The sequence below is a fragment of the Thioclava sp. F42-5 genome (assembly GCF_002213195.1).
GTDB classification, from domain to species: domain Bacteria; phylum Pseudomonadota; class Alphaproteobacteria; order Rhodobacterales; family Rhodobacteraceae; genus Thioclava; species Thioclava nitratireducens.
Genome location: NZ_NBNZ01000006.1, coordinates 78,726 through 105,416, shown reverse-complemented (window position 1 = coordinate 105,416; position 26,691 = coordinate 78,726). Strand labels below are relative to the sequence as shown.

22 protein-coding genes and 1 tRNA gene are annotated in these 26,691 nt (G+C 65.1%); 7 read left to right on the top strand and 16 right to left on the bottom strand.

Features of this window, described 5'->3' with window-relative positions; translation table 11 throughout:
- From B6V74_RS15360 to B6V74_RS15350, 3 genes are all read right to left on the bottom strand, one after another.
- A complete protein-coding gene (locus tag B6V74_RS15360) occupies positions 1 to 432 on the bottom strand; it encodes a cytochrome c (protein ID WP_088723389.1) in 432 nt (143 codons plus the stop codon).
- Between the two features lie 81 nt (positions 433 to 513).
- A complete protein-coding gene (locus B6V74_RS15355) occupies positions 514 to 855 on the bottom strand; it encodes a hypothetical protein (protein WP_088723297.1) in 342 nt (113 codons plus the stop codon).
- Between the two features lie 51 nt (positions 856 to 906).
- On the bottom strand, positions 907 to 1,302 hold the full coding sequence (locus B6V74_RS15350) for a MerR family transcriptional regulator (RefSeq protein ID WP_088723296.1): 396 nt from the start codon (positions 1,300 to 1,302) through the stop codon (positions 907 to 909).
- Positions 1,303 to 1,488: 186 nt separating this feature from the next.
- Here B6V74_RS15350 and B6V74_RS15345 point away from each other — a divergent pair, with 186 nt between their 5' ends.
- Positions 1,489 to 3,942: a heavy metal translocating P-type ATPase gene (locus B6V74_RS15345; RefSeq protein WP_088723295.1), complete on the top strand. Its 2,454-nt coding sequence runs from the start codon at positions 1,489 to 1,491 to the stop codon at positions 3,940 to 3,942.
- Positions 3,943 to 3,989: 47 nt separating this feature from the next.
- The gene (locus B6V74_RS15340; RefSeq protein ID WP_088723294.1) at positions 3,990 to 4,679 is read left to right on the top strand and encodes a hypothetical protein; all 690 of its coding nucleotides are present in this window, start codon (positions 3,990 to 3,992) and stop codon (positions 4,677 to 4,679) included.
- A gap of 75 nt (positions 4,680 to 4,754) precedes the next feature.
- Here the strand turns inward: B6V74_RS15340 and B6V74_RS15335 are convergent, their stop codons facing one another.
- The 3 genes from B6V74_RS15335 to B6V74_RS15325 are packed head-to-tail and all read right to left on the bottom strand — an operon-like array spanning position 4,755 to position 7,954.
- Positions 4,755 to 6,146: a peptidoglycan -binding protein gene (locus B6V74_RS15335; RefSeq protein ID WP_088718418.1), complete on the bottom strand. Its 1,392-nt coding sequence runs from the start codon at positions 6,144 to 6,146 to the stop codon at positions 4,755 to 4,757.
- Positions 6,147 to 6,149: 3 nt separating this feature from the next.
- Positions 6,150 to 7,346, bottom strand: coding sequence for a biopolymer transporter ExbB (locus B6V74_RS15330; protein ID WP_088719347.1), 1,197 nt, complete (start codon positions 7,344 to 7,346; stop codon positions 6,150 to 6,152).
- A 59-nt stretch (positions 7,347 to 7,405) separates the two neighbouring features.
- A complete protein-coding gene (locus B6V74_RS15325) occupies positions 7,406 to 7,954 on the bottom strand; it encodes a gamma-glutamylcyclotransferase (protein WP_199224640.1) in 549 nt (182 codons plus the stop codon).
- Positions 7,955 to 8,001: 47 nt separating this feature from the next.
- On the opposite strand from B6V74_RS15325, the gene B6V74_RS15320 reads away from it, so the two are divergent.
- Entirely contained in the window at positions 8,002 to 9,057 is a 1,056-nt protein-coding gene (locus B6V74_RS15320) for a DUF2125 domain-containing protein (RefSeq protein WP_088718417.1), read from the top strand.
- A 46-nt stretch (positions 9,058 to 9,103) separates the two neighbouring features.
- Here the strand turns inward: B6V74_RS15320 and B6V74_RS15315 are convergent, their stop codons facing one another.
- The 3 genes from B6V74_RS15315 to rpsD form a co-directional block, all read right to left on the bottom strand.
- Complete coding sequence (locus tag B6V74_RS15315; RefSeq protein WP_075775097.1) at positions 9,104 to 10,030, bottom strand: prephenate/arogenate dehydrogenase family protein; 927 nt, start codon at positions 10,028 to 10,030, stop codon at positions 9,104 to 9,106.
- Entirely contained in the window at positions 10,027 to 11,127 is a 1,101-nt protein-coding gene (hisC, locus tag B6V74_RS15310) for a histidinol-phosphate transaminase (protein ID WP_075775098.1), read from the bottom strand. The genes B6V74_RS15315 and hisC overlap by 4 nt, the downstream gene beginning before the upstream one ends.
- A 385-nt stretch (positions 11,128 to 11,512) precedes the next feature.
- Entirely contained in the window at positions 11,513 to 12,133 is a 621-nt protein-coding gene (gene rpsD / locus B6V74_RS15305; RefSeq protein WP_075775099.1) for a 30S ribosomal protein S4, read from the bottom strand.
- A gap of 496 nt (positions 12,134 to 12,629) precedes the next feature.
- Here rpsD and B6V74_RS15300 point away from each other — a divergent pair, with 496 nt between their 5' ends.
- The 3 genes from B6V74_RS15300 (at position 12,630) to B6V74_RS15290 (ending at position 16,213) form a co-directional block, all read left to right on the top strand.
- Entirely contained in the window at positions 12,630 to 13,811 is a 1,182-nt protein-coding gene (locus tag B6V74_RS15300) for a substrate-binding domain-containing protein (protein ID WP_075775100.1), read from the top strand.
- A 6-nt stretch (positions 13,812 to 13,817) separates the two neighbouring features.
- Entirely contained in the window at positions 13,818 to 15,923 is a 2,106-nt protein-coding gene (locus tag B6V74_RS15295) for an ATP-binding cassette domain-containing protein (RefSeq protein WP_088723293.1), read from the top strand.
- Positions 15,924 to 16,123: 200 nt separating this feature from the next.
- Positions 16,124 to 16,213: transfer RNA gene (locus B6V74_RS15290), tRNA-Ser, on the top strand.
- A gap of 344 nt (positions 16,214 to 16,557) precedes the next feature.
- Here the strand turns inward: B6V74_RS15290 and B6V74_RS15285 are convergent.
- The 7 genes from B6V74_RS15285 to chvE form a co-directional block, all read right to left on the bottom strand.
- Positions 16,558 to 18,075 carry an aldehyde dehydrogenase (NADP(+)) gene (locus tag B6V74_RS15285; protein WP_088723292.1) on the bottom strand — a complete coding sequence of 506 codons (1,518 nt, stop codon included), beginning with the start codon at positions 18,073 to 18,075 and terminating at the stop codon, positions 16,558 to 16,560.
- Positions 18,076 to 18,086: 11 nt separating this feature from the next.
- Positions 18,087 to 18,998 carry a Gfo/Idh/MocA family oxidoreductase gene (locus B6V74_RS15280; RefSeq protein ID WP_075777072.1) on the bottom strand — a complete coding sequence of 304 codons (912 nt, stop codon included), beginning with the start codon at positions 18,996 to 18,998 and terminating at the stop codon, positions 18,087 to 18,089.
- Positions 18,998 to 20,740 carry an L-arabinonate dehydratase gene (gene araD / locus B6V74_RS15275; protein WP_075777071.1) on the bottom strand — a complete coding sequence of 581 codons (1,743 nt, stop codon included), beginning with the start codon at positions 20,738 to 20,740 and terminating at the stop codon, positions 18,998 to 19,000. Before araD ends, B6V74_RS15280 begins: the two co-directional genes overlap by 1 nt.
- An 8-nt stretch (positions 20,741 to 20,748) precedes the next feature.
- Positions 20,749 to 21,735 (bottom strand): AraD1 family protein, encoded by a 987-nt coding sequence (gene araD1 / locus B6V74_RS15270; protein WP_088723291.1) that lies wholly within the window; start codon positions 21,733 to 21,735, stop codon positions 20,749 to 20,751.
- Position 21,736: 1 nt separating this feature from the next.
- Positions 21,737 to 22,939: a multiple monosaccharide ABC transporter permease gene (gene mmsB, locus B6V74_RS15265; RefSeq protein ID WP_075777069.1), complete on the bottom strand. Its 1,203-nt coding sequence runs from the start codon at positions 22,937 to 22,939 to the stop codon at positions 21,737 to 21,739.
- A gap of 8 nt (positions 22,940 to 22,947) precedes the next feature.
- A complete protein-coding gene (mmsA, locus tag B6V74_RS15260) occupies positions 22,948 to 24,468 on the bottom strand; it encodes a multiple monosaccharide ABC transporter ATP-binding protein (RefSeq protein WP_088723290.1) in 1,521 nt (506 codons plus the stop codon).
- Between the two features lie 79 nt (positions 24,469 to 24,547).
- Positions 24,548 to 25,603, bottom strand: coding sequence for a multiple monosaccharide ABC transporter substrate-binding protein (gene chvE, locus B6V74_RS15255; protein ID WP_075777067.1), 1,056 nt, complete (start codon positions 25,601 to 25,603; stop codon positions 24,548 to 24,550).
- 134 nt (positions 25,604 to 25,737) lie between these two features.
- Here chvE and B6V74_RS15250 point away from each other — a divergent pair, with 134 nt between their 5' ends.
- Entirely contained in the window at positions 25,738 to 26,664 is a 927-nt protein-coding gene (locus B6V74_RS15250; protein ID WP_075777066.1) for a LysR family transcriptional regulator, read from the top strand.
- Positions 26,665 to 26,691 lie beyond the last annotated feature (27 nt).

Sequence of the window (26,691 nt, the reverse complement as noted above, 5' to 3'; positions counted from 1 at the left end):
TCACTCGATCCCGTTGGCACGCTGCAATTCGCGTACGTAAGCGACGATATTCGCGACATCGCCGCGGGTCAGGCCCTCTTGCGGGGGCATGTTGCCGAAGCGCCAATGATGCGCCCGCACCCCGGTCTGAACGGCGGCCTGGAAGGCCATGTCGCCGTGATGGGAGGGTTCGTAGATCTTGTGTACGAGGGGCGGGCCGAAGCCCATCTTGCCCGTGGCATTCGCGCCATGACAGGCGGCGCATGTCGCATCAAATGCGCGTTTGCCCATCTGGGCCTGCTCGGAGAGCGTGTTCGGCAGGGAGACAGAGACAAGCGGTTCGCCCCGTGCGGGCGCAGCCTCCGCCTCGGTCGCGGTGTCGGGCTGCAGAACGAGCCAGCCGCCCGCAGCGAGGGCCGCGACGACGACGGCAGAAAGTATGTAGCGTTTCATCAGGGTATCCTGTTCGATCATGCGTCCTTTGCACGGACGCGACAGACGAGCCCCCTCGGGGGCCAGCGACGGTGTGATCGATCAGATACGGGGCGGAGGAAGGTCGAGTTGCGGCTCATGCGCCAAGGGTGCGGGCGTCTCCGCAGGACGGAGCGTCATCGACAGGTCGGCGCGGCTCAGAGAGAATTCCGGCGCATGATCGAGCCCGGCAGAGACCATCATCTGGGCATGGGGACAGGACTGGTCCTGCATCGGTCCCGCATCGTGATGGGTGTCGGGACAGGCCGCACAGTCGCTCATGGCGACCATGTCCACCGCGTCCATCGCGCGTGCATGTGTCATCGCGGCAGCGGGCGCGCCCAACTGCGACAGACCGATCAAGCAGACCAGTGCGATCATCACGATATGCAGCGCTTTGCGCATGGCTCTCCCGGTTTCTCCCTGCCCTCTATCTGGTGGGCTCTGACGCAGCTGTCAATTCCCGCGCAGTCCCATCAGGTCGTCGAGGATCGCGCAATCGGGCGCATCGTCGCCGTGGCATTGCGCGATCAAATGTTCGAGCCGCGCCTCCAACGCAGCGAGCGACGCGATCTTCTCGCGCACCGCTTCGAGGTTTTCCTGCGCCAGCGCGCGCACATCGCGGCTGGCCCGTCCCGCATCGGCGCTCAGCGCAAGAAGGCGGCGACATTCCTCGAGCGAGAACCCAAGGTGACGCGCCTGCGCCAGAAGCCGCAGCTGCTCCACGCAGCTTTCCGAGAAATCCCGGTAGCCATTGGCCCGCCGATCCGGCGAAATCAGGCCGATATCCTCGTAATAGCGGATTGTTTTGACCGGCAGCCCGGCCTGCGTCGCGGCGGTTCCGATATTCATGAGCGCGTGCCTCCTGCGACACATATAAACCTTCCAGCGGCTGGAGGCAAAAGTCACGCTCGCGTGAGAAGTACGGGAACGGCGCCACGCGATCGAAGGTTGGCGTGGAAAGATCAATCAGGCTCTTGACCCTCCAGCTACTGGAAGCCCTATCTGATGGGGCGAAGTTGCCGAAAGGATGAACGGATGACACCGCAGCACGCCCATCATACCAAGGAAACCACCGACGCAATCACGCGCGATCCGGTTTGCGGCATGACGGTCGACCCGAATGCCGACAAACCCAGCGCCGAGCATGACGGGCACCTTTACCATTTCTGCTCGCAGGGCTGTCACGACAAGTTCGTGGCCAAACCGAATGACTACATCAAGGCGACCGACCCTGTCTGCGGCATGTCGGTCGAGCGCGCGACGGCGAAGCATATGGCCAAGCTCGATGGCGAGCGATTTTATTTCTGCTCCGAAGGCTGTCAGCACAAGTTCGAGGCCCGGCCCGAGGATTATCTGGGCGCGCGCCCGGCGGCGAAGCCGATGCCCGAGGGCACGCAATATACCTGCCCGATGCATCCCGAGATCGTGCAGGATCATCCCGGAGATTGCCCGAAATGCGGCATGGCGCTGGAGCCGATGAGCCCCACGGCCGATAGCGGCCCGAACCCCGAGCTTGTCGATTTCCGCCGCAGGCTCTGGATCATGGGTCCGCTGGCGGCGGCGGTCTTCGTGCTGGAGATGGGCGCGCATATCGGGCTGCCCGTCGCGGACTGGATCGGGCCGAAAGCCTTCCTCTGGCTGCAATTCGCGCTGGCGACGCCGGTTCTGTGGTTCGCGCGTCCCTTCTTCGTGCGTGGCTGGAAATCGGTGGTGAACGTCTCGCCAAACATGTGGACGCTGATCGCGCTGGGTACGCTCGCGGCCTACCTGTTTTCGCTCGCGGGCCTTCTGCTGCCGGGAATCTTCCCGGCAGAGATGCTCAACGAACACGGGCTTCCCCCGGTCTATTTCGAAGCCTCGGCGGTGATCCTCGTGCTGGTGCTGATCGGCCAGATCATGGAGCTTTCCGCGCGTGAGAAGACCGGAGATGCGATCCGCGCGCTGATGGACCTCGCGCCGAAAACCGCGCGTCGCGTGGGCGAAAACGGTGACGAGGACGTGCCACTCGATCAGGTACAGACGGGAGACAAGCTGCGCGTGCGCCCGGGCGAGACCGTGCCGGTCGATGGGGTGGTCACGGAAGGCTCCTCCGCCATCGACGAGAGCATGATCACGGGCGAGCCGGTCCCGGTCGAGAAAGCCCAGGGCGATGCGGTCACCGGCGGCACGCTGAACAAGCAGGGCAGCTTCGTGATGGAAGCGCAGGCCGTGGGCTCGGAAACCACGCTCTCACGGATCGTCGAGATGGTCGGCAAGGCGCAACGCTCGCGCGCCCCGATCCAAGGCTTGGCCGATCGCGTGGCGCTTTACTTCGTGCCCGCCGTCGTGGCCTGCGCCATCCTCGCCTTCATCGCATGGCTCGCCTTCGGGCCGACCCCGGCCTTGGGCTATGCGACCGTGGCTGCGGTGTCGGTGCTGATCATCGCCTGCCCCTGCGCGCTGGGTCTCGCCACGCCGATGTCGGTGATGGTGGGCACCGGGCGCGGCGCGAGTGCAGGCGTGCTGATCCACGATGCCGAGGCGCTGGAACGCTTCGCCAAGGTCGACACGCTCATCGTGGACAAGACCGGCACGCTGACCGAGGGCAAGCCCGCGCTGACCGATGTGATCGCGGACGGGGCCTCGGAGGAAGAGGTCAAATCGCTCGCCGCCGCGCTGGAACGCGGATCGGAGCACCCACTTGCCGAGGCCATCGTGCAAGGCGCGGAAGGTGCGCCCAAACTCGAGGCCGAAGGCTTCGAGGCGGTGACCGGAAAGGGCGTCACGGGCCGCGTCGACGGCGCGCAGATCGCGCTCGGCAATGCGGCCCTGATGAAGCAGATCGGCGCGGATACCTCCGCCCAGTCCGACACGGTCGAGCGTCTGCAATCGGACGGCAAGACGGCGATGTATCTCGCCCGCGACGGTGCGGTGATCGGCGTGATCGCGGTGGCCGACCGGATCAAGGAGACCACCGCCGACGCCATTCGCGCGCTCCACGACGAGGGGCTGCGAATCGTCATGGCCACCGGCGACAGCGAGGGCACCGCGCGGGCCGTCGCACGCGAGCTGGGCATCGACGAGGTCCATGCCGGGGTCTCGCCCGAGGACAAGGCCGCGCTGGTCGACAAGCTGCGCAAGGACGGCGCCTCCATCGCGATGGCCGGTGACGGGGTAAACGACGCGCCTGCGCTGGCGACCGCCGATGTCGGCATCGCCATGGGAACCGGCGCGGATGTCGCGGTGGAGAGCGCCGGGCTGACGCTGGTCAAGGGCGACCTGACCGGCATCGTCCGCGCGCGCCGTCTGGCCGAGGGCGTGATGCGCAACATCCGCCAGAACCTGTTCTTTGCCTTCGCCTACAACACCGCGGGTGTGCCGATCGCGGCGGGCGTGCTCTACCCGGTCTTCGGCCTGCTGCTCTCGCCGGTGATCGCGGCGCTCGCGATGAGCTTCTCCTCGGTCTCGGTGATCGGTAACGCGTTGCGGCTGCGGAGGCTGAAGCTGTGACATTCCCGAAGAAAGATGACAGGGTAACGCAAAACTCCGGAGGACTCATGACACGCTTTCTAAGCATTCTCGCCCTCGTGGCGCTGCCCACCCTCAGCTACGCGCACGGGGATGGCAGCGCGGATGGGGACACGCATGACATGATGTCGGGCGATCACATGATGATGGACGATGCGGAGATGGGCGACCACGCGCATATGGGCGCCGGCGAGGACATGCCCGCCCATGACGACCACATGATGCCGGACGAGGCCCATGCCGACGGGCAGATGCCCGGGATGCAGGCAGCGGGCGCGATTACCGAGCCGGGTCAATCCGCTTTCGCTGCGATCCAGGAGATCGTGGCCCATCTGCTCGCCGATCCCGACACGGATTGGAACCGCGTCGATATCGAGGCGCTGCGCCAGCATCTGATCGACATGAACAATGTCACCCTGCACGCCAAGGTCAGCGAGAGCGACATCGAGGGTGGTGCGCGCTTCGAGGCTACCTCGGACGATCCTGCGGTTACCGCCTCCATCCGCGCAATGGTGCCCGCCCATGTCGCGACGATGAACGGTATTCGGGGCTGGGAAATGAGAGCCGAGGAAATCCCCGGCGGCAGCGCGCTCACCGTGACCGGGGCGGATGCCCAGAAAATCCGCGCGCTCGGCTTCATCGGCATCCTGACGGTCGGCGCGCATCATCAGCCGCACCATCTGGCGATGGCGAAGGGCGAGATGACGCAGGGGCATTGAGCCCTCTCAGGTGACACGGAACGCGAAAGGCTGCCGAGGCATCGCCCGGCAGCCTTTTCTTTTGTCCCTCGCGCCTCAGCGCTCGGTCAGCTTCAACTCGATCCGGCGGTTCTGGGCGCGCGCCTCGGGCGTGTCGGCGGTGTTCACCGGGTCGAACTGCGCGAACCCGGCAGCGGCGAGCCGATCCGGCGGGAAGCCGAGGCTGTCCACCATGTATTTCACCACCGAAAGCGCGCGTGCCTGACTCAGTTCCCAGTTATCCTTGAACTCGCCCTGCCCCGACAGCGGCGTGTCGTCGGTATGGCCGTCGACGCGGATGATCCACGGGATGTCGCTCGGGATTTCCCCGCGCAGCTGATCGAGCAGCGCCGTGACCTGCTTGATCTGCGCGCGGCCCGCATCCGACAGCGTGGCCGAAGCCGGCGCGAAGAGCACCTCGGAGGAGAAGACGAAGCGGTCGCCTTCCACCTTCACGCCCTGCTTGCCCTTCAGAAGCTGCGACAGCTTGCCGAAGAATTCCGAGCGGTAGTTCTGCAAATCCTTCGCCTTGGCCTCTGCTTCCTTGCGCAGTTTCTCCTGCAGATCGGCACGTTTCTTTTCCTCCGACGCCGCGCGGGCGAGCGCCGCGTTCAGCTGTTGTCCGAGGTTGTCGAGCTGCACCTTGGCCTCGGCATCCTTCTGCTGCGCCTCGTCGAGCACATTCTGAAGCTGCGCAAGCTGGCTGCGCAAAGCCGCGACCTGCTGATTGAGCAGCGCCACCTTCTTCTGCGCGCCCTCCGAGATCGCCTGCTGATCGGCCAGCGCCTTCTGCGCAGTGGCCTTCAGCGCGGCCTGCTTCTCGGCCTCCGAGAGCTGCTTGCCCAGCTGCTTTTCCAGATCGGCCTTCGCGGTCTGCGCGGCGGCGAGCTTGGTCAACGTGTCCTCGGCCTTCTTGCGTGCCTCTTCGAGTTGCAGCGTCATCGCCGCGACCTCGTCGCCCGATTTCGTCAGCTTGTCGCGCAGATCGGCGATGGTTTCCTTGCTCAGCCGGATCTCGTCGGCCTTGGCGCTCGCATCCTGCTGGGCGGCGTTGCGCTCGCCCACGAGTTGCGCGACGCGGGCCTCGAATTCTGTAATCTTCTGTTTCGCATCCGCCAGCGCGGCCTTCCGGTCATCGAGCTGCGAGGTCAGCGTGGCGATCAGCGAATCCTGCTGATCGGCCTTGTCCTTCGCGTTCTCCAGCTCGCCCGTCAGTTGCTGCGTCTTCGTCTGTTGCAGCGACAGCGCCTTGGCGAGGTTCGAGACCTGCTCGTTGAGCTGGATCAGCTCGCCTTCCTTGGTGCTCAGCGTGTCGCGCAGAACCGATTGCACGATCATGAAGATCGACAGCACGAACATCAGGACCAGAAGAAGCGCCGTCATCGCATCGACGAAACCCGGCCAGATGTTGGTCGAGAACCGATTGCCGCCGCGCCGTGCCAGAGCCATAAATTACTCCTCGCGATGCGGTTTGTAGCCGAGGATCGCCCGGGTAAGACCTGCGAAATCATGGCGCAGCTCGGCCATGCTTTCCTGCCGCCCGGCGCTGACTTCCTCTAGCATCCGCATCATCTGCTGATCGATCGAGCGCAGCCGCATCCGGGTCTCCATCAGCGCCTCTGCCTCGGGGGCCCCTTCGGCCGTGCGCTGCGCGAGATGATCGAGCGCGCCGATCAGCCGCTCCTGCCCCTCCGCCATCTGCTGCAGCGCGCCTTGCTGGCGGTTGCGCGCATCCATCTCCGCCGAGAGCCGTTCCGACAGGTCGTGGATCGCGTTCGACAGATGCGCGATGCGCGCCTCGGTCTGCACGCGTCCGGCATCGGAGCGCACGAACAGCGTCTGAATCTGGTCCATCTGCTCGGACATGTGATCGAGGACGCCCGCCACCATAGAGCTTTCGCCATCGCCCCCTTCAAGCGCGGTGAAGGACAGCCGCGTGATCGAAGAAATCCATTCCTCCAGCTCGCGGTAGAAGCGATTCTGACCGTGGCTCGCGAACAGTTCCAACAGCCCGATCACCAGCGAGCCCGCAAGACCCAGAAGCGACGAGGAGAACGCCGTGCCCATGCCGCCCAGCTGCGCTTCGAGCCCCGTCATCAGATTGTCGAACACGCCGATCGCGCTCTCGCCTTCCTTCGGTGCGAGCGCGCGGATCGTCTCCACCACGGCAGGGACGGTGGTTGCGAGGCCGTAGAACGTCCCCAGAAGGCCGAGGAAGATCAGCAGGCCTGCGATATAACGGGTGATGTCGCGCGCCTCGTCGATCCGGGTCGCGACGGATTCGAGGATCGAGCGGCCGGAGGAGGACGACACCGCGCGGCGCGCCTCGCGCGAGCCCAGAAGGGCTGCGAGCGGCGCCAGCATCGACGGCGCGCGCACCTGCGGACGGCCCGGACGATCGGCGGCGAAGCTCTCGATCCAGTTCACCGCCTTGACCAGCTGCACCACCTGCCAGAAGCAGGCGAGGATGCCGAAGACGAAGACCGCGAGGATCACCCCGTTCAGCCAGGGATTGGCGAGGAAAATCGGGAAGATGCGCGAATAGGCGAAGTAGCCTCCCGCAGCGACCAAGCCGAGCACCAGAAGCATCAGGATCACCTGACGCACGGGTTGTGAGAATTGCGGCTCCAGCCGGATCGGCTCTTGCATCATAGCCCCTCTTGCCTGTTTGCGCAGAGCCTAGCGACGGCGCAGCCCTTCGCCAAGGCCTATCGCGACAAGACACGCAGCCGTGCCACCAATGCATCAAGATGGGGGTCGGGAATGCCCAATTCGTGAAGATGCTGGGCAGTATTGAACAGATAATCACGGTTCGGACCGCGCCCGCCGGTGGCAGAGGCGATGATCCGGGCCTGCTCGTCATCGCTGAGGCCTCCGCAATATTGGTCGTGATGGCGGTCGATCACGTAGGTCACGGCGCGCACGCGCCGCCCGTCATCCAGATCGACATCAATTTCTCGTTCCAGATAGGCCGCGGTCACCAGCTCGCGCTCGCGCAGGTAGGTCATGACCTCGTCTTCCTGTCCGGGCTTCACCGCGAAGGCGAGCCCCGCGCAGGCGCCCTGCCCCTCGTCGAGCGCCAGCACCAGTCCCGGGGCCTCGGGCGTGCCGCGATGCACCAGCGAGCGCATGCAGAAGCTGCGCTCCCAACCCGGCGCGCGGGCAAGCATCCGTTCGTCGAAATCGAAGCCGGGGTTCCAGATCAGCGAGCCGTAGCCGAAGACCCAGATCCTGTTGTCGTCGCTCTGGTCCTGCATGGGCTCAGGGCTTACATGGGGTTCACCCGTTTTGCAAAGAGGCTACGATGCGCAAACTGATCATTCTGGTGCTGGTCGCGACGCTGGCCTATTGCGGCTACTGGTTCTACGGCGCGCACAAGATCGAGAACGGCGCGCGCGACATGCTCGCACAGGCCCGGCAGGAAGGTTGGGGCGATGCGCAATCGGTCTCGCTGGCGGGCTTCCCCTCGCGCTTCGATCTGACCTTCGACAAGCCGGAACTGAAGGATCGGGGCGGCCTGTGGCGCTGGAGCGCCCCCTTCGCGCAAATCTTCGCGCTGGGATATGAGCCCAACAAGGTGATCGCCTACCTGCCCTCGGGCCAGATGCTGCATCTGGGCGACAAGACCTACCGGCTGACGCAAGACGACATGCGCGCCTCGATGACGGTGGGCTATTCGACCGCGCTGCCGCTGGAAAACGCGGTCGCCGTGGTCGCGTCCCCCGTGCTGACGCCCCAGGGGGCCGCCAAGCCGGAGCTTTCGGCCGATCAGCTGCGCCTCGCCATCGCGCGCAAGGACAAGGCGCAGGGCGCGATCGGCGCCTCGGCCCAAGCCGCCGATCTGGTGATGCCCGCCGCCGCCTATCGTCTGGGCGCGGAAGCCAAGAAACTGAAACTGCCGGCCGATCTGCTCGAGCGGATCGACCCGAAGGGCACGCTGCCCGACACGATCACGCGCCTCCATTTCGACGCGCTCATGGGCACGCGGGAGCCGATCGACCAAAGCGCGCTGGAGGCAGGACTGCCGGGTCTGATGACCTTCGCGATCTCGGACCTGTCGCTGAGCTGGGGCGATAACGACGTCTCGGTCGAGGGCAACCTGACCGTCGATCCCTCTGGCTATCCAGACGGCACGCTGACGATCCGCTCTGCCTCGTGGCGCAACTGGGTCGGCATCGCGCAGGGCATGGGGCTGATCGGAAAGGACGAGGTGAAACTCGTCACCGGGATAGGCGCAATGCTGGCCGCGAAGAACCCCGACGGCGCGCTGGAAGTGCCGCTGATTTTCAAGGACGGGCAGATGAGCCTCGGCCCGGTGCCGCTGGGCCCCGCACCGCAACTGGTCGCGCAACGGCAGTGAAACACGGGGCGGGCAGCAGGGCGCGGACCGCCTGCCCGCGTGCGCCTTACGCGTCTTTCTTCGGCGCGCCGCGACCGAAATCGGGCGCATCCGTATCCTGACCCGCCTCGATGATGCCGCGACGGATCGCGCGCGTGCGCGTGAAATAGTCGTGCAGCATGTCGCCATCGCCCATGCGGATCGCGCGTTGCAGCATGAACAGCTCCTCGGTGAAGCGGCCGAGGATGTCGAGCGTCGCTTCCTTGTTGGTCAGGAAGACGTCGCGCCACATCGTAGGGTCCGAGGCCGCGATCCGGGTGAAATCGCGAAAACCCGTGGCGGAATATTTGATGACTTCCTCGTGGGTTACACGACGAAGATGATCCGCCACGCCCACCATCGTGTAGGCGATCAGGTGCGGCGTGTGCGACACGACCGACAGGACGAGATCATGGTGATCGGGCGCCATCTCGTCGGTATTGGCACCCATCGCCTCGACCAGCGTTTTCAACCGGGTCAGCGCCTCGGAGTCGGTGTCTTCGATCGGCGTGAACAGCCACCAGCGATTGGCGAACAGCGTGGCAAAGCCCGAGCGCGGGCCGGATTGCTCGGTCCCCGCCAGCGGGTGGCCGGGGATGAAATGCACACCGTCGGGCATATGCGGGCCGACCGCGTCGATCACCGCGCGCTTGACCGAGCCCACATCGGTGACGGTCGCGCCGGGGGCGAGATGCGTGGCGATCTCTTCGGCGATCTTGTCCATCGCACCGACCGGCACGCAGAGCACAACCAGATCGGCGCCCGCGACCGCCTCGGCGGCGGTCTCGTAGACGGCATCGACCAGCCCGATCTCCAGCGCGGTGTCACGCGTCTCGGCAGAGCGCGCGTGACCGACGATCTCGCCCGCCAGACCCTTCTCACGCATCGCATGGGCCATCGACGAAGCGATCAGGCCGAGCCCGATCAGCGCGACCCGCTGGTAGAGTTGGCTCATCTGGGCACCTCGATCCCGCCTGCCTTGAAGACGCCGATCAGATGGGCCACGCGGCGACACGAGGGCTCGTCGCCCACCGTGATGCGCAGGCAGTTGGGCAGGTTATAGCCCGCGACCCGGCGCACGATGATGCCTTCGGATTTCAGATAGGTATCGCAATCGGCCGCTTCCTGCTCGGAAGCCAGACGCGCAAGGATGAAGTTCGCCGTTGAAGTATCTGACGGAACTCCTTTTTCCGCCAACGCTTCTGCGAGCCACGCGCGCAGGCGCGTATTGTCGTCGCGGCATTTCGTGACCCAGTCCTGATCGCGCACGGCGGCCTCTGCCGTCTCCTGCTGCGCGGTCGAGAGGTTGAACGGACCACGGATACGGTTGAGCACGTCGATCACTTCGCGCGACCCGTAGCCCCAGCCGACGCGCAGCCCGCCGAGGCCGTAAATCTTCGAGAATGTCCGCGTCATGAAGACGTTGGGCAGGCGTGTCGCCAGCTCCGCCCCGCCGTCATAGCCTTCGACATATTCTGCATAAGCGCCGTCGATCACCAGCAGCGCGCCTTTCGGCAGGCCCGCCGCCAGCCGCTCCAGCTCCGCCAGCTGGATCATCGTGCCGGTCGGGTTGTTCGGATTGGCGAGGAAGACGAGCTTGGTCTTCTTGGTGCAGGCGCTCAAGATTGCATCGACATCGGTCGTGCGGTCGCGCTCTTTCACCTCGATCGGCGTGCCGCCCGCGGCCATGGTCGAGATGCGATACATCAGGAAGCCGTGCTCGGTGAAAATCACCTCGTCGCGCGCGCCGACATAGGCCTGGCACAGGAAGTGGATGATCTCGTCCGAGCCCACCCCGCAGATGATCCGGTCGGGATCGAGCTTGTGCACGTCACCGATGGCCGTGCGCAGCTTGCCGTGGTCGGTCGAGGGGTAACGATGCATCGAATGGGCGCATTTCGCGAACGCGTCCTTGGCCTTGTCCGAGGGGCCGAACGGGTTCTCGTTCGAGCTGAGCTTCACGGCATCGGTGCGCCCCGCCACATGGGAGGCGCCGCCCTGATAGAGCTCGATGTCCATAATACCGGGCTGGGGGCGAATATGCGTGGTCATTGTGCACTCCTGAATCGTGGCCCGAGTTCTATCCGCCATGGCGCGACAGGGCTAGTGAGAAGATCACCCGCATAGCAGACGCGGCAGGGATGCAACGGATGTCATAGCACGTCGATGAGAGATGTATTGCCCACGGATGCCGGAGGGCAGCGCCCGACCGCCGGGTGGGCGCGCTTCATTCAGCGGTTGCCCCTTTATCTCACCACATCCGCACGACCTCGCCGCGCGCGATGAGGGAAGAGCGCCCGCCCGAGGGGGCGGCCGGGCGCTGTCCGGGCCGCTGCGCGGCTGTTCCGGACAAAAGCCCCCCTCGCCCATCGCCCAAAATAAAAAGGCCGCGCCCCGGGGGCACGGCCTTTCCAAATGATCGGCGAAGACTGAGGGATCAGTTCTTCGCGTAGAATTCGACCACGAGATTCGGTTCCATCTGAACTGCGAAGGGCACGTCGGACAGAGCCGGGGTGCGCACGAATTTCGCGGTCAGTTTGTTGTGGTCGGCTTCGATGTAATCCGGAACGTCACGCTCGGGCGACTGAACGGCTTCGAGAACCAGAGCCATCTGCTTGGACTTCTCGCGGACTTCCACCACGTCGCCTTCTTTCAGGCGGTACGAGGGGATGTTCACTTTCTTGCCGTTCACGAGCACGTGGCCGTGGTTCACGAACTGGCGCGCTGCGAAGACGGTCGGGACGAACTTGGCGCGGTAGACCAGCGCGTCGAGGCGGCGCTCGAGCAGACCGATCAGGTTTTCACCAGTGTCGCCCTTCACACGCTCGGCTTCGGCGTAGATGCGGCGGAACTGCTTCTCGGTCAGGTCGCCGTAATGGCCCTTGAGCTTCTGCTTGGCGCGGAGCTGGATACCGAAGTCGGACAGTTTGCCCTTGCGGCGCTGACCGTGCTGGCCGGGGCCGTATTCACGACGGTTGACGGGCGACTTGGCGCGGCCCCAGATGTTCTCGCCCATGCGGCGGTCGATTTTGTACTTGGCAGACGTGCGTTTGGTCACGGCTGATCTCCTTCTTTAGCGTTTAGAAGGGCGTTGTCCTCCTCCGGGCCTTGCGGCGACCGGCGACAGGTTTCCTCTTGCGAGGTCCACCAACACCAATGAATAACCCCGGCAACTCGCGTTACCGGGATGGCGGGCTTATACATCGGCGCGCGCGGGTGTCAACCACTCCGGGCGAGACATCCGGGGAACGCGAACGATCCGGCCCGCCAGACTGTCTCACTACCCACATCTCCGCCCACGAGGCGGCCGCCTGCCCGCCCCAGAAAATTTCCCATCAGGCTCCCGACGCTGCGTTCCGTCACGGTTTCGTGAGTAAATTTTGGCTTTCGCCCCCTGTTCAGAGCAACAATTCGCCCCATGATGGCGCTAACGGGGCGCGTGCCGGATGCGCGTCCCGGCGTTGTCCTGCCGGAGGTCGGCACGGGCGGCGCGCGGGAGTGAGGCGTTGCCCGCTCCACCGGGAGGAACCCCATCCGGCCTTAGGAGGATTACAATGAAAAACATTCGTCGCTCGACGTGCGGAACCGCCGCGCGTCTCGCCGGAACCAGCGTTCTCGCGCTCGGCCTGATTGCAGGTGCCGCGCAGGCCCAGAACATCACCGCCGACAGCTTCGGCGCCGACTTCTCGGCCATGAGCCAACTCAAGGACATCGCGTCCAAGGGCAAAGGCAAGGTCGGCGTGCTGCTGCCCGACACCGCCAGCTCCGCCCGCTACACCTCTTTCGACGAGCCCTACCTGAAGAAAGCCTTCGAAGCGGCGGGCCTGTCCTCGGACGACCTGATCATCACCAACGCGCAAGGCTCGGAAGCCGACCAGCTCACGCAGGCGCAGACCGATATCAGCCAGGGCGCAACGGTTCTGCTGATCGACCCGATCTCCTCGGGCGGCGGTGCCGCTGTCGAGAAATACGCGAAAGAGCACGGCGTCGCGGTCATCGACTATGACCGGATCACGCTTGGCGGTTCGCGCGACTACTATATCAGCTTCGACAACGAATATGTCGGCGAGCTGATCGGCAAGGGCATGGAACAGTGCCTGAGCGATTGGAACATCGAGAAGCCGAATATCCTCGTGATGGCGGGCTCCCCCGATGACAACAACGCCACGCTGTTCAAGCAGGGCTACATGAAGGTGCTTCAGCCGAAATTCGACGACGGCAGCTACACCAATGCGGGCGAGCCCGCGGGCACCTGGGACCCGTCTGTCGCACGGACCACCTTCGAGCAGCAGTTCACCGCGCATCAGGACATGAACGCCGTCGTCACCCCGAATGACGACAACGCCAACGCGGTCATCTCCTATCTCAAGACGCTGAACGTGCCGGCGAAAGCCTTCCCGACCACCGGTCAGGATGCGACCGTCACCGGCCTGCAGAACGTGCTCACCGGCTACCAGTGCGGCACCGTCTACAAGCCGATCTATCTCGAAGCCCAGGCGGCCGCCGCACTCGCGCTCTACATGCGCGCCGGTGAAAACCCGCCCGACGGTCTCGTCAACGGCAAGGTCAATGACAGCCAGGGCGGCATGGACGTGCCCTCGATCCTGCTCAAGCCGATCTGGGTCACCCCGGAGAACATGGCCGACACCGTCGTGAAAGACGGCTTCGTCGACACCTCCAAGCTCTGTGCGGGCGACGCGGCTGACGCGTGCAAATCCGCTGGCATCGGGAACTGATAGCTGATGATGGACACGGGCAACGGCACCGGGTCCCAAGCGGAGGATCGCGACGCGATCCTCCGCATTCGGGGTCTGGAAAAGAGTTTCGGCGCAGTGCAGGCGCTCAGCGGGGTCGATTTCGACGTGCGCCCCGGCGAGGTGACGGCACTGGTCGGTGACAATGGCGCGGGCAAATCCGTGCTGACGAAAACCATCGCCGGCATCCATGAAGCCGATGGCGGCGTGATCGAATGGGAAGGCAACGAGGTCCGCGTCCGCTCGCCGCGCGACAGTGCGGAGCTGGGCATCGAGGTCGTCTATCAGGATCTCGCGCTGTGCGACAATCTCGACGTCGTGCAGAACATGTTCTTGGGTCGCGAAATCCTGACCAACGGGATGCTCGACGAGGACGCGATGGAGCGCGCCGCGGCAGAGACGCTGCAAGGACTGCGCGTGACCACGCTGCGCTCGATCCGCGCGCCGGTCTCGGCGCTCTCGGGCGGTCAGCGGCAATCGATCGCGGTCGCCAAGGCCGTGATGTGGAATTCCAAACTGGTGATCCTCGACGAGCCCACGGCGGCGCTCGGCGTGGCCCAGACCGGTCAGGTGCTGCAACTCGTGCGTCGCCTCGCCGATCAGGGCCTCGCGGTGGTGATGATCTCGCACAACCTCAACGACGTCTTCGCAGTTTCCGACCGGATCGCGATCCTGCGTCTGGGCGAGATGGTCAGCCAGGGCCCGATCGAGGAATACGACACCCAGCGCGTGGTCGAGCTGATGACCACGGGCAAATCCGACCATGTGGTCGAGCCGGGCGCGATGCGCGCCGCCGCCTCGATCGCGGCAGAGAACGCCAAGGACGTCGCGGCGCAACGCGAGGCATCGGGCGAAAGCGGCCCCTCTGCCGTGGTGGGCGCCACGACCGAGGATCAGAGCTTCTCGAGCTACCTCTCGCGCACCTGGGCGAAGATCAAGGCAGGCGAAAGCGGCGTGCTCCCGGTTCTTCTGGGCTTCGTGCTGATCTCGCTGATCTTCCAGCTGCAGAACCCGAAATTCCTCTCGCCGGGGAACATCGTGAACCTGCTCGTCCAGGGCTCGGTCTTCATGATGATCGGGATGGGACAGGTTTTTGTCCTCTTGCTGGGCGAGATCGACCTTTCGCTCGGCTTCGTGGCCGGGATCGGGGCGACAGTGGCGACACTGCTGGTGGCACCGGGCTCCGACTGGCCCTGGTGGGCGGCGGTTCTGGCAGGTCTGGCGGTGCCGGCGGTTCTGGGCATCTTCCAGGGCTCGCTGATCACGCGCCTGAAACTGCCCTCTTTCGTCGTCACGCTGGCGGGCCTTCTGGGCTTCAACGGTCTGATGATCCAACTGCTGGGCGCCGGGGGGACAATCCCTGTCGCGAGTGACACGATCAACAACTTCGCCAATGGCACGCTGAGCCCGCTGATGGGCTGGCTGATGACCGGCGCCGTGGTTCTCGTCTTCGCGATCCTCACCTTCAGCAAGGATGCGAAACGTCGCAAGAGCGGCCTCGTCGCTCCGCCAATGGGCCTCACCATCGCGAAGATCGCCGCGGCCGTGATCGCGGGTATCGTGCTGGTGACGATCTCGAACATGAACCGCGGCGTCGCACGCTTCCCGCTCTCGGGGATGCCGTGGGTGATCCCGATCGTCTTCGCGGTGCTGCTGGCATGGTCCTTCCTGCTGGGACGGCTGAAATTCGGCCGCTATGTCCTCGCAATCGGCGGCAATGCCGAGGCTGCGCGCCGGGCGGGCATCAACCTGCGCCTGATCCGGACCGCAGCCTTTACGCTGGCGGCGACGACGGCGGGTCTGGGCGGCATCATCTACGCCTCGCGCCTGCGCTCGATCTCCACCAGCTTCGACGGCGGCACGATCGTGCTCTATGTCGTCGCGACCGCAGTGATCGGGGGCACCTCGCTGTTCGGCGGGCGCGGCCATCCGATCCACGCGATCCTCGGCGGCGTCGTGATCGCGGCAATCGTCAACGGCATGGCGCTTCTGGGTCTGCCGGCGGCGGTGCAGCTGATGGCGACGGCGGCGGTGCTGCTCGCGTCGATCACGGTCGACGTGGTAGTGCGCCGGCGCGGCGAGACGACCCGCTAAGCCAAGCGAAACCCCTTGAAAACGAAACGCGCGCGAGACATCTCGCGCGCGTTTTTCATGAGGGCCAGCGCCCTGCCCGACGCCGAGCCGCGCGCCCCACCCGCGCCCGTTCGGCCCCACACGAGAGAAATCGCAAACCACCAGAAATTCCGTCGAAAAACCGCTTGTCTCCCCCCGAGACGATCCCTATACGGGTCCGCGGAGACGTGGCCGAGTGGTCGAAGGCGCTCCCCTGCTAAGGGAGTAGGCCCGGAAGGGTCTCGAGGGTTCGAATCCCTTCGTCTCCGCCATTACACATTCCAGTTATGCCTGCCGGGTTTCGGCCAGGCGATTGTTCGGCCCAAATTCCGCGAGAGCGGCAGGGTCACGACCGGTCTTGGGGCGTTGGCAGCCCTCATAACCACACCCGAGATCGACGTGGGCGAACCGCGGTCCCGCTTCGTCTCCCTCACCTTTGCATTTCAATGGCATAGCTCCCCCGGCGCGTCTGATCGCGGTCCTTGACCAACGCCGGCCTCGAAGACCCGAGCCCAAGCAAAAAACTACCTGCGCATCCGAACGACATTCGGCCCGGCGATCTGCTCGCCGGGCCGAATGCCATTTCGCTAAGCCCTGCCCGAACCGGCGGGCCTCCTCAGCCCTGAAGGTCTTCGGGCAACAGCGCCTCGGGGATGTTCTGATAGCAGACCGGGCGCAGGAAGCGTCTGATCGAGAGCGTGCCGACGCTGGTCGCGCCGAAATTTGTCGATGCCGGATACGGCCCGCCATGCACCATCGCGTCGCAGACTTCGACACCGGTGGGGAAGCCGTTCGCCAGCACCCGGCCCGCCTTGCGCTCGAGCACCGGCAGCAGGCGGCGTGCGAGATCGGCGTCGGCGTCATCCATCTGCAAGGTCGCGGTCAGCTGGCCCTCGAAGCTGCGTGCGACCTTCACCATTTCGTCGGCATCCTTGACGGTCACGATCAGGCCGAGCGGGCCGAACACCTCCTCGGAGAGAGCCGCGTTCTCCAGCCAGTCGGCGGCGGAGACGCGGAACAGGTAGGGCTTCGCCTCGCGCCGGTCGCAGACCTGGGTCAGCAGCTCCTGCACGCCGCCGGATTCCTGCATCCGCGCCGCGCCCTTGCGATAGGCTTCGGCGATGCCGTCGGTCAGCATGACCTGCGCGCCGCTCGCCTCGAGGGCGGCCAGCGCGGATTTGACGAAGGCTTCACCCGCGTCGCCCTCCAACACCACCGCGATGCCGGGATTGGTGCAGAACTGGCCCGCGCCCATGGTGAGCGAGGCTGCCCAGCCGACGCCCAGATCCTCGCCGCGCGCCGAAGTCGCTTCGGGCAGCAGGAACATCGGGTTGACCGAGCCCAGCTCGCCGAAGAACGGGATCGGCTCGGGACGCTGGGCACACAGATCGTAGAGCGCCTTGCCGCCCGCCAGCGATCCGGTGAAGCCCACGGCCTTTATCCGCGGGTGCTGCACCAGCGCCTGCCCCACATCATGCGAGCCACCCTGGACGAGGCTGAACACGCCCTTGGGCATGTTGCATTTCTCGGCCGCGGCCTTGATCGCTTCGGCCACGATCTCGCCGGTGCCGGGATGCGCCGGATGGCCCTTCACGACGACCGGGCAGCCCGCCGCGAGAGCCGCGGCTGTGTCGCCGCCCGCGGTCGAGAAGGCCAGCGGGAAGTTCGACGCGCCGAAGACCGCGACGGGGCCGATTGGACGCTGGATCATCCGCAGATCGGGGCGCGGCAGCGGCTGGCGGTCGGGGAGTGCTTCATCGTGACGCCGGTCGAGGTAATCGCCCTTTCGGATATGATCGGCAAAGAGGCGCAACTGGCCAACGGTTCGGCCGCGCTCGCCGTTCAGGCGCGCCTCGGGCAGACCGCTTTCCTGCGTCCCGATCTCGGTGATCGCCTCGCCGCGGGCGTCAATCTCGTCGGCGATGGTGTCGAGGAATGTCGCCCGGGTCTCGCGGCTCGAATAGCCATAGTCCCAGAACGCCTCCTCCGCCGCCTCGCAGGCAGCATTCACCATCTCGACCGTACCCATGCAGAACTCATGCGACGGCCCTTCGACAGGCTCCGATGTGAATTTCGGCTCGGTCTCGATCCAGTCGCCTGCGATCAGATGCTTGCCATGCGGGGTATAGGTCATTTCGGTATCCTTCAGAATTCGAAGTCTTCAACAGCGGTGCGGCGGCCCAGCAGGAACGCGTCGGCCACATGCACCATCGGCGCAAGATCCACATCGGATGCGCCTTGCCGCACCAGCCCTGCCATGCGGGCGTAGAGCGCGGGGTATTCTTCCATGATGCTCTCGGCACCCTCGGCTTTCGTACCGCCGATCTCAAGCACATTGCCGCCCAAACGCAGCGCCATCGCCCCGGCATCGGTGTCGATCTCGATATCCCAGGTCTGCGGGCCTTCCTGACGCCAGTCGAAATCCGCCTCGATGGAGCCGGTAAAGCTCAGCCGCGCGGCGATGGGGGCCTGCCGGTTGGCGGGAAATTCCAGCTCTGCGGCCGTAAGGTGAACCGGCGCGGGAAGAATTTCGGTCAGGATCGAGAGTGCGTTGATGCCCGGATCGAAGACGCCCATGCCACCGGGCTCGAACACCCATTCCTGCCCGGGATGCCATTTGCGCACGTCCTCGCGCCAGATGATCCGGCCCGAGTGAACCTTGCGATCCGCGAGCCATGATTTGGCGGCCGCCACCGCATGGGCCATGCGCGAATGCCATGTCGCGAACAGCGTGAGGCCCCGCGCGGCGGCCATCGCCTCGAGCGCATGCACCTCGGCCAGGGTCGCGCCGGGCGGCTTTTCGAGCATGACATGCCGCCCGGCCTCAAGAGCTGCACGCGCCGCGAGGAAGCGCGGCACGGGCGGCAGGCAGAGGCTCACAACTTCGATTTCGGGATGGGAGGAGAGCATCTCCTCGATCCGGGTGTAGGCTGGCACCCCCTCGACCGTGCCATGCCGCGAAACCGTCGCTGCCAGTTCCCAATCCGGGCTGGCGGAGATGGCGGGCACGTGTTGATCCAAGGCGATCTTGCCGATGCCGACGAGCGCGAGTTTCATCAGTGACTGTCCTTTCCGACCGGGTTGCCGCGGCAGCCGACGAGGAAATCGAGGTCCGCCCCGGTATCCGCGCCCATCACATGCGCCTGATGCAGCCACGCATAGCCACCTTCCGGCCGCTCATGGCTCGGCTGCCACTTGGCAAGCCGCTCGGCCAGTTCCGCGTCCGAGATTTCGAGCGTCAGGCTGCGGTTCGGCACGTCGAGCGCGATCATGTCGCCGTTCTGCACGACCGCCAGCGGACCACCGGCGGCGGCCTCGGGCGAGGTGTGCAGCACGACCGTGCCGTAAGCCGTCCCCGACATCCGTGCGTCCGAGATTCGCACCATGTCGGTGATGCCCTTCTTCAGCACTTTCGGCGGCAGGCCCATATTGCCCACCTCCGACATGCCGGGATAGCCCTTGGGGCCGCAATTCTTCAGCACCATCACGCAGGTCTCGTCGATATCGAGCGCGTCGTCGTTGATCTTCGCCTTGTAGTCATCGATATCCTCGAAGACGACGGCGCGCCCACGGTGGGTCAGAAGATGCGGGCTCGCGGCGGAGGGTTTGAGCACCGCCCCTTTCGGCGCGAGATTGCCGCGCAGCACCGCGATGCCGCCCTGATCGGTCAGCGGCTTGTCGGCTGGCAGGATCACGTCCTCGTTCCAGTTCACGACGTCCTTGACCTCGTCCCAGATCGCCCCGCCCGACACGGTCAGCGCGTCCTTGTGCAGCTGCCCCGCCTCGCCGAGACGCTTCAGTACGACCGGCAGACCGCCCGCGTAGAAGAATTCCTCCATCAGGTATTTGCCCGATGGCATCAGGTTCACGATGGTCTTCACATCGCGCCCGCAGCGGTCCCAGTCGTCGAGCGTGACATCCACGCCGACCCGGCCCGCCAGCGCCAGCAGATGCACCACCGCATTGGTCGAGCCCCCGATCGCGCCATTGGTGCGGATCGCGTTCTCGAAGGCCTGCTTGGTCATGATGTCAGAGGGCTTCAGATCGTCCTTCACCATCTGCACGATGCGCCGCCCCGAAAGCTGCGCCATCACGCGGCGGCGGCTATCCACCGCCGGGATCGCGGCATTGCCCGACAGCGCCATGCCGAGCGCTTCGGCCATGCTCGCCATCGTGCTTGCCGTGCCCATCGTGTTGCAGGTGCCCGAGGAGCGCGACATCGAGGCTTCGGCTTCGAGGAACTCTTCCTGCGTCATCTCGCCCGCCTTCACGGCTTCGGAGAATTTCCACAGATGCGTGCCCGAGCCCACGCGCTCGCCCCGGAAATAACCGTTCAGCATCGGCCCGCCAGTGACGACGATGGACGGAATATCGCAGCTCGCCGCCGCCATCATCAGCGATGGCGTGGTCTTGTCGCAGCCCACCAGCAGCACCGCCCCGTCCATCGGCTGGCCACGGATCGTCTCTTCGATCGCGAGGGCCGCGAGGTTGCGAAACATCATCGCGGTCGGGCGGAAGGTGTTCTCGGAGGCCGAGAAGACCGGCACTTCGACCGGGAAGCCACCGGCCTCCCAGATGCCCGCTTTTACCTTCTCGGCCAGCTCGCGCAGGTGGCCGTTACAGGGCGTCAGATCGGACCATGTGTTCAGGATGCCGATGATCGGGCGACCGTCGAACAGGTCATGCGGATAGCCTTGGTTCTTCATCCAGCCGCGGTGGTAGATCGTGTCGCGCGTATTGCCGCCATACCATTCCTGCGAGCGCAGTTTGCGGGGCCAGGGGGCGGGGGTGAAAGCCATGTCGGACCTCAGAGGCTGGCGACGGCCACGGGGGCCGACGCGTCGGAATTGCGGGCGAGCGGATTGCGGAGCGCGAGACCGAACTGTGGGCATTCGATCTCGAAGACGTCCCCCGGCTCGGCGCTGATCCCGTCGGCGAAGCTGAGCGTGGCGGTGCCGAAGAAATGCACATGCACATCGCCCGGATCGCGGAACGGCGCGTATTTGAAGTGGTGATGTTCGAGATTGGCGATCGTGTGGGACATGTTCGCCTCGCCCGACAAGAAGGGTTTTTCCCAGACGGTCTTGCCACCGCGCAGGATGCGGCTGGTGCCCTCTACGCTGTCGGGCAGATCGCCCACCAGCATCTCAGGACCGAAGCTCGCCGGGCGCAGCTTGGAATGGGCGAGCCACAGGTAGTTCCCGCGCTCAGTGACGTGGTCGGAGAACTCGTTGCCCAGCGCGAAGCCCACGCGGACCGGCTGCCCGTCGGGCGCGATGACGTAGAGCCCCGCGACCTCCGGTTCCTCGCCACCGTCGAGCGCGAAGCTCGGCGAGGTCAGCGCAGCGCCCGGCGCGACAGCGGCCAGACCGTTGCCCTTGTAGAACCACTCGGGCTGAACACCCACGGAGCCAGCGGCGGGCTTGCCGCCCTCCAGCCCCATGCGGAACATCTTCATGCTGTCGGTCATCTCCTCGGTGACCTTGGTGTGCATCGCGTCGCGGGTGGAGGCGGAGCCTAGATGGGTCAGCCCCGTCCCCGTCAGATGCAGATGCGCGGCATCGGGATGATCGAGCGGCACCAGCATGCGCCCCTCGGCATAGGCGGCCTCCAGGTCCACCTCGTCCCCCTGCCCGCGCGCGGCGATCTCGGCAGCCAGATCATGTCCGGCGGCGATGGCGGCCAGCGCCAGATCGCGCGTGGTGGAGACACCCGGCACCAGATGCGCGGGGCCGTCTTCACGCACGGCCACGGCGCGCGATCCGTCGGCAAGGGTCAATTGCGAGAGCAACATCTCAGGCTTCCTTGTTCTTGTTGTAGACATCGAAGAAGACGGCGGCGAGCAGCACGAGCCCCTTGATGACCTGTTGGTAATCGATGCCGATCCCGAGGATCGACATGCCGTTATTCATCACGCCCATGATGAAGGCGCCGACGACCGCGCCGATGATCTTGCCCGAACCGCCCGACATCGAAGCGCCCCCGATGAAGACCGCCGCGATCACGTCGAGCTCCACCGCGAAGCCCGCTTTCGGGGTCGCGGTGTTCAGACGCGCGGCAAAGACGAGACCGGCGAGCGCGGCCAGCAGGCCCATGTTCACGAAGGTCAGGAAGGTCAGCCGCTCGGTGCGGATGCCCGACAGCTTGGCAGCCTTCGCATTGCCGCCCACCGCGTAGACCCGGCGGCCCAGCGTGGTGCGTTCGGTCACGAAGACGTAGATGATCGTCAGGATCACCATCGACAGCAGCACGTTGGGCAGGCCGCGGAACCATGCGAGCTTCCATGTCACGAAGAGAAGGGCTGCGGCGACGATGGCGTTGCGCAGCACGAAGAGGCCAAGGGGTTCGCCCTCGATCCCGTAGCGCGCATCGCGGGAGCGCGCACGGACGCCCAGCCACACCAGCAGCACCACCGCGGCGACACCCACCGCCAGCGCCAGCGAATTGGGGCGGCCCACGCCGAACGGGTCCGCGATGAACCCGGTCGAAAGCGCCTGGAACGATTTCGGGAACGGCCCGATGGACTGTCCTTCGAGCAGCCAGAGCGACAGCCCGCGGAACACCAGCATCCCCGCCAGCGTCACGATGAAGGACGGGATTTTCCAATAGGCCACGAAATAACCCTGCACCGCGCCGATCGCCATGCCCATGACGAGGCACGCCGGGATCGCCACCGCGACCGGCAGGTCCATAGACACGATCAGCACGGCGGCGAAGGCCCCGATGAAGCCCATGACAGAGCCGACCGAGAGGTCGATATTGCCCCCCACGATCACCAGCAGCATGCCCAGCGCCATGATGATGATGTAGCTGTTCTGCAGGAACAGGTTGGTGATGTTGACCGGTTTGAGCAGCGTACCGCCCGTCACGATCTGGAAGAACAGCATGATCGCGATCAACGCAAACAGCAGTCCGTATTCGCGGATGTGGCGCGCGATATAGGCGCCGATCCCAAGGCCACCGGAGGGCTCGGAATTCGCTTGTTCGATCTGGTCCATGACTTTCCCTATTCCCTAACGATCAAGGACATGATGCGCTCCTGGCTCGCCTCGTCGGCGTTCAACTCGCCCACGAAGCTGCCCTCGTTCATCACGTAGATCCGGTCGGACATGCCCAGGAGTTCCGGCATCTCCGAAGAGATCATGATGACGGCCTTCCCGGCCGCGCTCAGTTCGTTGATGATCCCGTAGATTTCGTATTTCGCACCGACATCGATGCCGCGCGTCGGCTCGTCGAGGATCAGCACCTCCGGCTCGGTAAAGAGCCATTTCGCGAGCACGACCTTCTGCTGGTTGCCGCCCGAGAGGTTCATCACCTTCTGGAACACCGAAGGCGTGCGGATATTGAGGTCGCGGCGGTATTTCTCGGCCACCTCGGTTTCGCGATAATCCTCGACAACGCCGTTCTTCGCCACCGCGCCGAGATTGGCCAGCGTGGTGTTGCGCTGAATGGTCTCCTCGAGGATCAGCCCGAGGCTCTTGCGGTCCTCTGTGACATAGGCGAGCCCAGCCGCGATGGCGCGGTCGACGGTCGAGACATCGGCGGGCTTGCCGTGGATCAGCACCTCGCCCGAGATGTCGCGCCCGTAGCTGCGCCCGAAGACGCTCATGGCAAGTTCCGTGCGGCCCGAGCCCATCAGCCCCGCGATGCCCACTACCTCGCCGGCACGGACATGCATCGACAGGTCGCGGATCATCTGGCGGTCGCGGTGTTCGGGGTGGCGCACGTTCCAGTTCTTCAGCTCGAACAACACTTCGCCCGCGCGCCGTTCCCGGTCGGGGAAGCGATGCGCCATGTCGCGGCCCACCATGTCGCGCACGATGCGGTCCTCGGTCAGATCGCCGCCGCGCGCGTCAATGGTGGAGATCGTGGCGCCATCGCGGATCACGGTCACGCTGTCGGCCACGCGCTTCACCTCGTTCAGCTTGTGGCTGATGATGATCGAAGTCACGCCCTGCGCCTTCAGCTCCAGCAGCAGATCGAGGAGCGCCTGACTGTCGGATTCCGACAGGGCCGCAGTCGGCTCGTCGAGGATCAGCAGGCGCACGTTCTTCGACAGCGCCTTCGCGATCTCGACAAGCTGCTGCTTGCCCACGCCGAGGCTGTCGACCAGCGTTCCGGGCGCCTCGCGCAACCCGACCTTCTTCAGCAGGCCCTCGGTCTGCTGGAAGGTTTCCTGCCAGTTGATCACGCCGCTCTGGGCGCGTTCATTGCCGAGGTAGATGTTCTCGGCAATCGACAGAAGCGGCACGAGCGCCAGCTCCTGGTGAATGATGATGATGCCGCGATCCTCGCTGTCGCGGATGTCGCGGAATTCGGCAGCGGCGCCGTCATAGACGATCTCGCCGTCGTAGCTGCCTGCGGGATAGACGCCTGAGAGCACTTTCATCAGGGTCGATTTTCCCGCGCCGTTCTCGCCGCAGATCGCGTGGATTTCGCCCTCGCGGACCGCGATCGAGACGTCGTCGAGCGCTTTCACACCAGGAAAGATCTTGGTGATGTTGCGCATTTCAAGAAGGGTGGTCATCCGACCTCTCCGGCGTCAAATCGGGGGGAATTGGCCGCCCCGAAGGGCGGCCAGCGTGGCAAGTCGGGGCAGGCCCGGCTTATTCGATCTGATCCTTGGTGTAGTAACCGGAGTCGATCAGAACCTTTTCCCAGTTCGATTTGTCCACCGGCACCGGCTGGAGCAGGAAGGACGGGATCACCTTGACGCCATTGTCATAGGTCTCGGTGTCGTTGATCTCGGGCTCGCCGCCCTTGAGCATCGCGTTGACCATACCGACGGTGACTTTCGCCAGTTCGCGGGTGTCCTTGAAGATGGTCGAATACTGCTCGCCCGCGAGGATCGATTTCACCGAAGGGATCTCGGCGTCCTGACCGGTGACGATCGGCATCTTCATGTCGCCGGACCCGTAGCCCACGCCCTTGAGCGAGGACAGAATGCCGATCGACAGCCCGTCATAGGGAGACAGAACCCCTTGCACCTTCTTGTCGGTGTAGTTGGCCGAGAGCAGATTATCCATGCGAGCCTGTGCGACCGCACCGTCCCAGCGCAGCGTGCCGACCGTGTCCATGCCCATCTGGCCCGAGGGGATCACGATATCACCCGAGTCGATGAGCGGCTGCAGCACCGACATCGCGCCGTTGTAGAAGAAATAGGCGTTGTTGTCGTCCGGCGAGCCGCCGAACAGCTCGACATTCCACGGCTTCTGATCGGGGAAACGCTCTTCGAGGCCCTGCACCAGAGAATTGGCCTGCTCGACGCCGACCTTGAAGTTGTCGAAGGTCGCGTAATAGTCGACATCCGGGGTGTCGCGGATCAGGCGGTCGTACGCGATGACCTTGATATCGGCGGCCTTCGCGTTGGCCAGCGCGTTCGACAGCGTGGTGCCGTCGATCGCGGCGATCACCAGAACGTCCACGCCCTTGGTGATCATGTTCTCGACCTGGGCGAGCTGGTTGGGAATGTCGTCTTCGGCGTATTGCAGATCGGTGTCGTAGCCTGCGGCCTGGAACTGCTCGACCATCGAGTTGCCGTCGGAAATCCAGCGGGCCGACGATTTGGTGGGCATCGAGATGCCGACAGTTTCGGCCCAGGCTCCGGTCCCGAGCAATGCGGTGCCGATCGCCAGCGCTGCGGCGGCGGTTTTGATTTTCATGGTGTCCTCCCTATGACGGTGCGCGGTCCGTCGATCTCCTCGCGCAGCCCGATACCGGGCGTGGAAGAGACACTAGCAATGTCGGTGCATGATGATAAAATTACATTCAACGCGATCTGCATACCAATATTGATATGTCACTTTCCCACCTGATGTTGAAACCGGCGCAGCTGCGCCTGATCCGCGCCGTCGCTGAATCCGGCCAGTTGCAACTCGCCGCCGAAAGCTGCGCGATGACCCAGCCGGCCGCGTCGCGGATGCTGGCCGAGGTGGAGCGCCGCGTCGGCGCCCCCCTCTTCAACCGTCTGCCCACCGGGATGGAGCCGACCGAGATCGGGCTCACCGTCCTGCGCCGCGCCCGCGCGGTTCTTCGCGAACTGGAGAGCATGAGCTCCGACATCGAGGCGCTGCGCCACGGCCACGCCGGGCGGGTGCGGATCGGCGCGGTGACCGGCCCGGCGGTGGGCTATCTCGTGCCCGCGATCCGCGCGATCAAGCGCGCCTCGCCCGAGACCGACATCTCCGTGGAGGTTCTGCCTTCGCGCGATCTTCTGGGCTATCTCGCGGCGGGGGAGATGGATTTCATCCTCGCCCGGGTTCTGCCCGAATTCGACAGCGCGCTGTTCGACATCACGCCGATGCGCGACGAGAAGGTCGTCTTCCTCGTGCGCTCCGATCACCCGCTGGCGCGCGCGCCCATCGTGACGATGACCGAGCTGGGCGAGTATGAATGGATCATGCAGCAGCGCGGCGCGCCGATCCGGGAGGCCACCTTCGAGGCTTTCGCCGCGCTCGGCCTGTCCGAGCCGCGCGACTGCGTGAACAGCCCCTCGCTTCTGTTCACCATCGCCTATCTCGCGCAGAGCGACGCGGTCGCCTCGGTCTCGGAAGAGGTCGCGCAACTGCTGATCCGCGCGCCGGTGAATGCGAGCTTCAAGATCCTGCGGATGCACCATCAGCTAAGCGTGTCGCCCTATTACCTGCTCTGCCTCAAGCGGCGCCCGCTGTCGCCACTCGCGCTCAGACTGCGCGACGAACTGTTGCGGCTGGCGGCGGAGTAGCAGCTGCGCCGATGCCGACCAATTTCC

Coding starts and splice junctions, on each gene's coding strand:
- B6V74_RS15360 (WP_088723389.1), bottom strand. CDS start 432: ATGAAACGCTACATACTTTCTGCCGTCGTCGTCGCGGCCCTCGCTGCG.
- B6V74_RS15355 (WP_088723297.1), bottom strand. CDS start 855: ATGCGCAAAGCGCTGCATATCGTGATGATCGCACTGGTCTGCTTGATC.
- B6V74_RS15350 (WP_088723296.1), bottom strand. CDS start 1,302: ATGAATATCGGAACCGCCGCGACGCAGGCCGGGCTGCCGGTCAAAACA.
- B6V74_RS15345 (WP_088723295.1), top strand. CDS start 1,489: ATGACACCGCAGCACGCCCATCATACCAAGGAAACCACCGACGCAATC.
- B6V74_RS15340 (WP_088723294.1), top strand. CDS start 3,990: ATGACACGCTTTCTAAGCATTCTCGCCCTCGTGGCGCTGCCCACCCTC.
- B6V74_RS15335 (WP_088718418.1), bottom strand. CDS start 6,146: ATGGCTCTGGCACGGCGCGGCGGCAATCGGTTCTCGACCAACATCTGG.
- B6V74_RS15330 (WP_088719347.1), bottom strand. CDS start 7,346: ATGCAAGAGCCGATCCGGCTGGAGCCGCAATTCTCACAACCCGTGCGT.
- B6V74_RS15325 (WP_199224640.1), bottom strand. CDS start 7,954: ATGCAGGACCAGAGCGACGACAACAGGATCTGGGTCTTCGGCTACGGC.
- B6V74_RS15320 (WP_088718417.1), top strand. CDS start 8,002: ATGCGCAAACTGATCATTCTGGTGCTGGTCGCGACGCTGGCCTATTGC.
- B6V74_RS15315 (WP_075775097.1), bottom strand. CDS start 10,030: ATGAGCCAACTCTACCAGCGGGTCGCGCTGATCGGGCTCGGCCTGATC.
- hisC (WP_075775098.1), bottom strand. CDS start 11,127: ATGACCACGCATATTCGCCCCCAGCCCGGTATTATGGACATCGAGCTC.
- B6V74_RS15300 (WP_075775100.1), top strand. CDS start 12,630: ATGAAAAACATTCGTCGCTCGACGTGCGGAACCGCCGCGCGTCTCGCC.
- B6V74_RS15295 (WP_088723293.1), top strand. CDS start 13,818: ATGATGGACACGGGCAACGGCACCGGGTCCCAAGCGGAGGATCGCGAC.
- B6V74_RS15285 (WP_088723292.1), bottom strand. CDS start 18,075: ATGACCTATACCCCGCATGGCAAGCATCTGATCGCAGGCGACTGGATC.
- B6V74_RS15280 (WP_075777072.1), bottom strand. CDS start 18,998: ATGAAACTCGCGCTCGTCGGCATCGGCAAGATCGCCTTGGATCAACAC.
- araD (WP_075777071.1), bottom strand. CDS start 20,740: ATGGCTTTCACCCCCGCCCCCTGGCCCCGCAAACTGCGCTCGCAGGAA.
- araD1 (WP_088723291.1), bottom strand. CDS start 21,735: ATGTTGCTCTCGCAATTGACCCTTGCCGACGGATCGCGCGCCGTGGCC.
- mmsB (WP_075777069.1), bottom strand. CDS start 22,939: ATGGACCAGATCGAACAAGCGAATTCCGAGCCCTCCGGTGGCCTTGGG.
- mmsA (WP_088723290.1), bottom strand. CDS start 24,468: ATGACCACCCTTCTTGAAATGCGCAACATCACCAAGATCTTTCCTGGT.
- chvE (WP_075777067.1), bottom strand. CDS start 25,603: ATGAAAATCAAAACCGCCGCCGCAGCGCTGGCGATCGGCACCGCATTG.
- B6V74_RS15250 (WP_075777066.1), top strand. CDS start 25,738: ATGTCACTTTCCCACCTGATGTTGAAACCGGCGCAGCTGCGCCTGATC.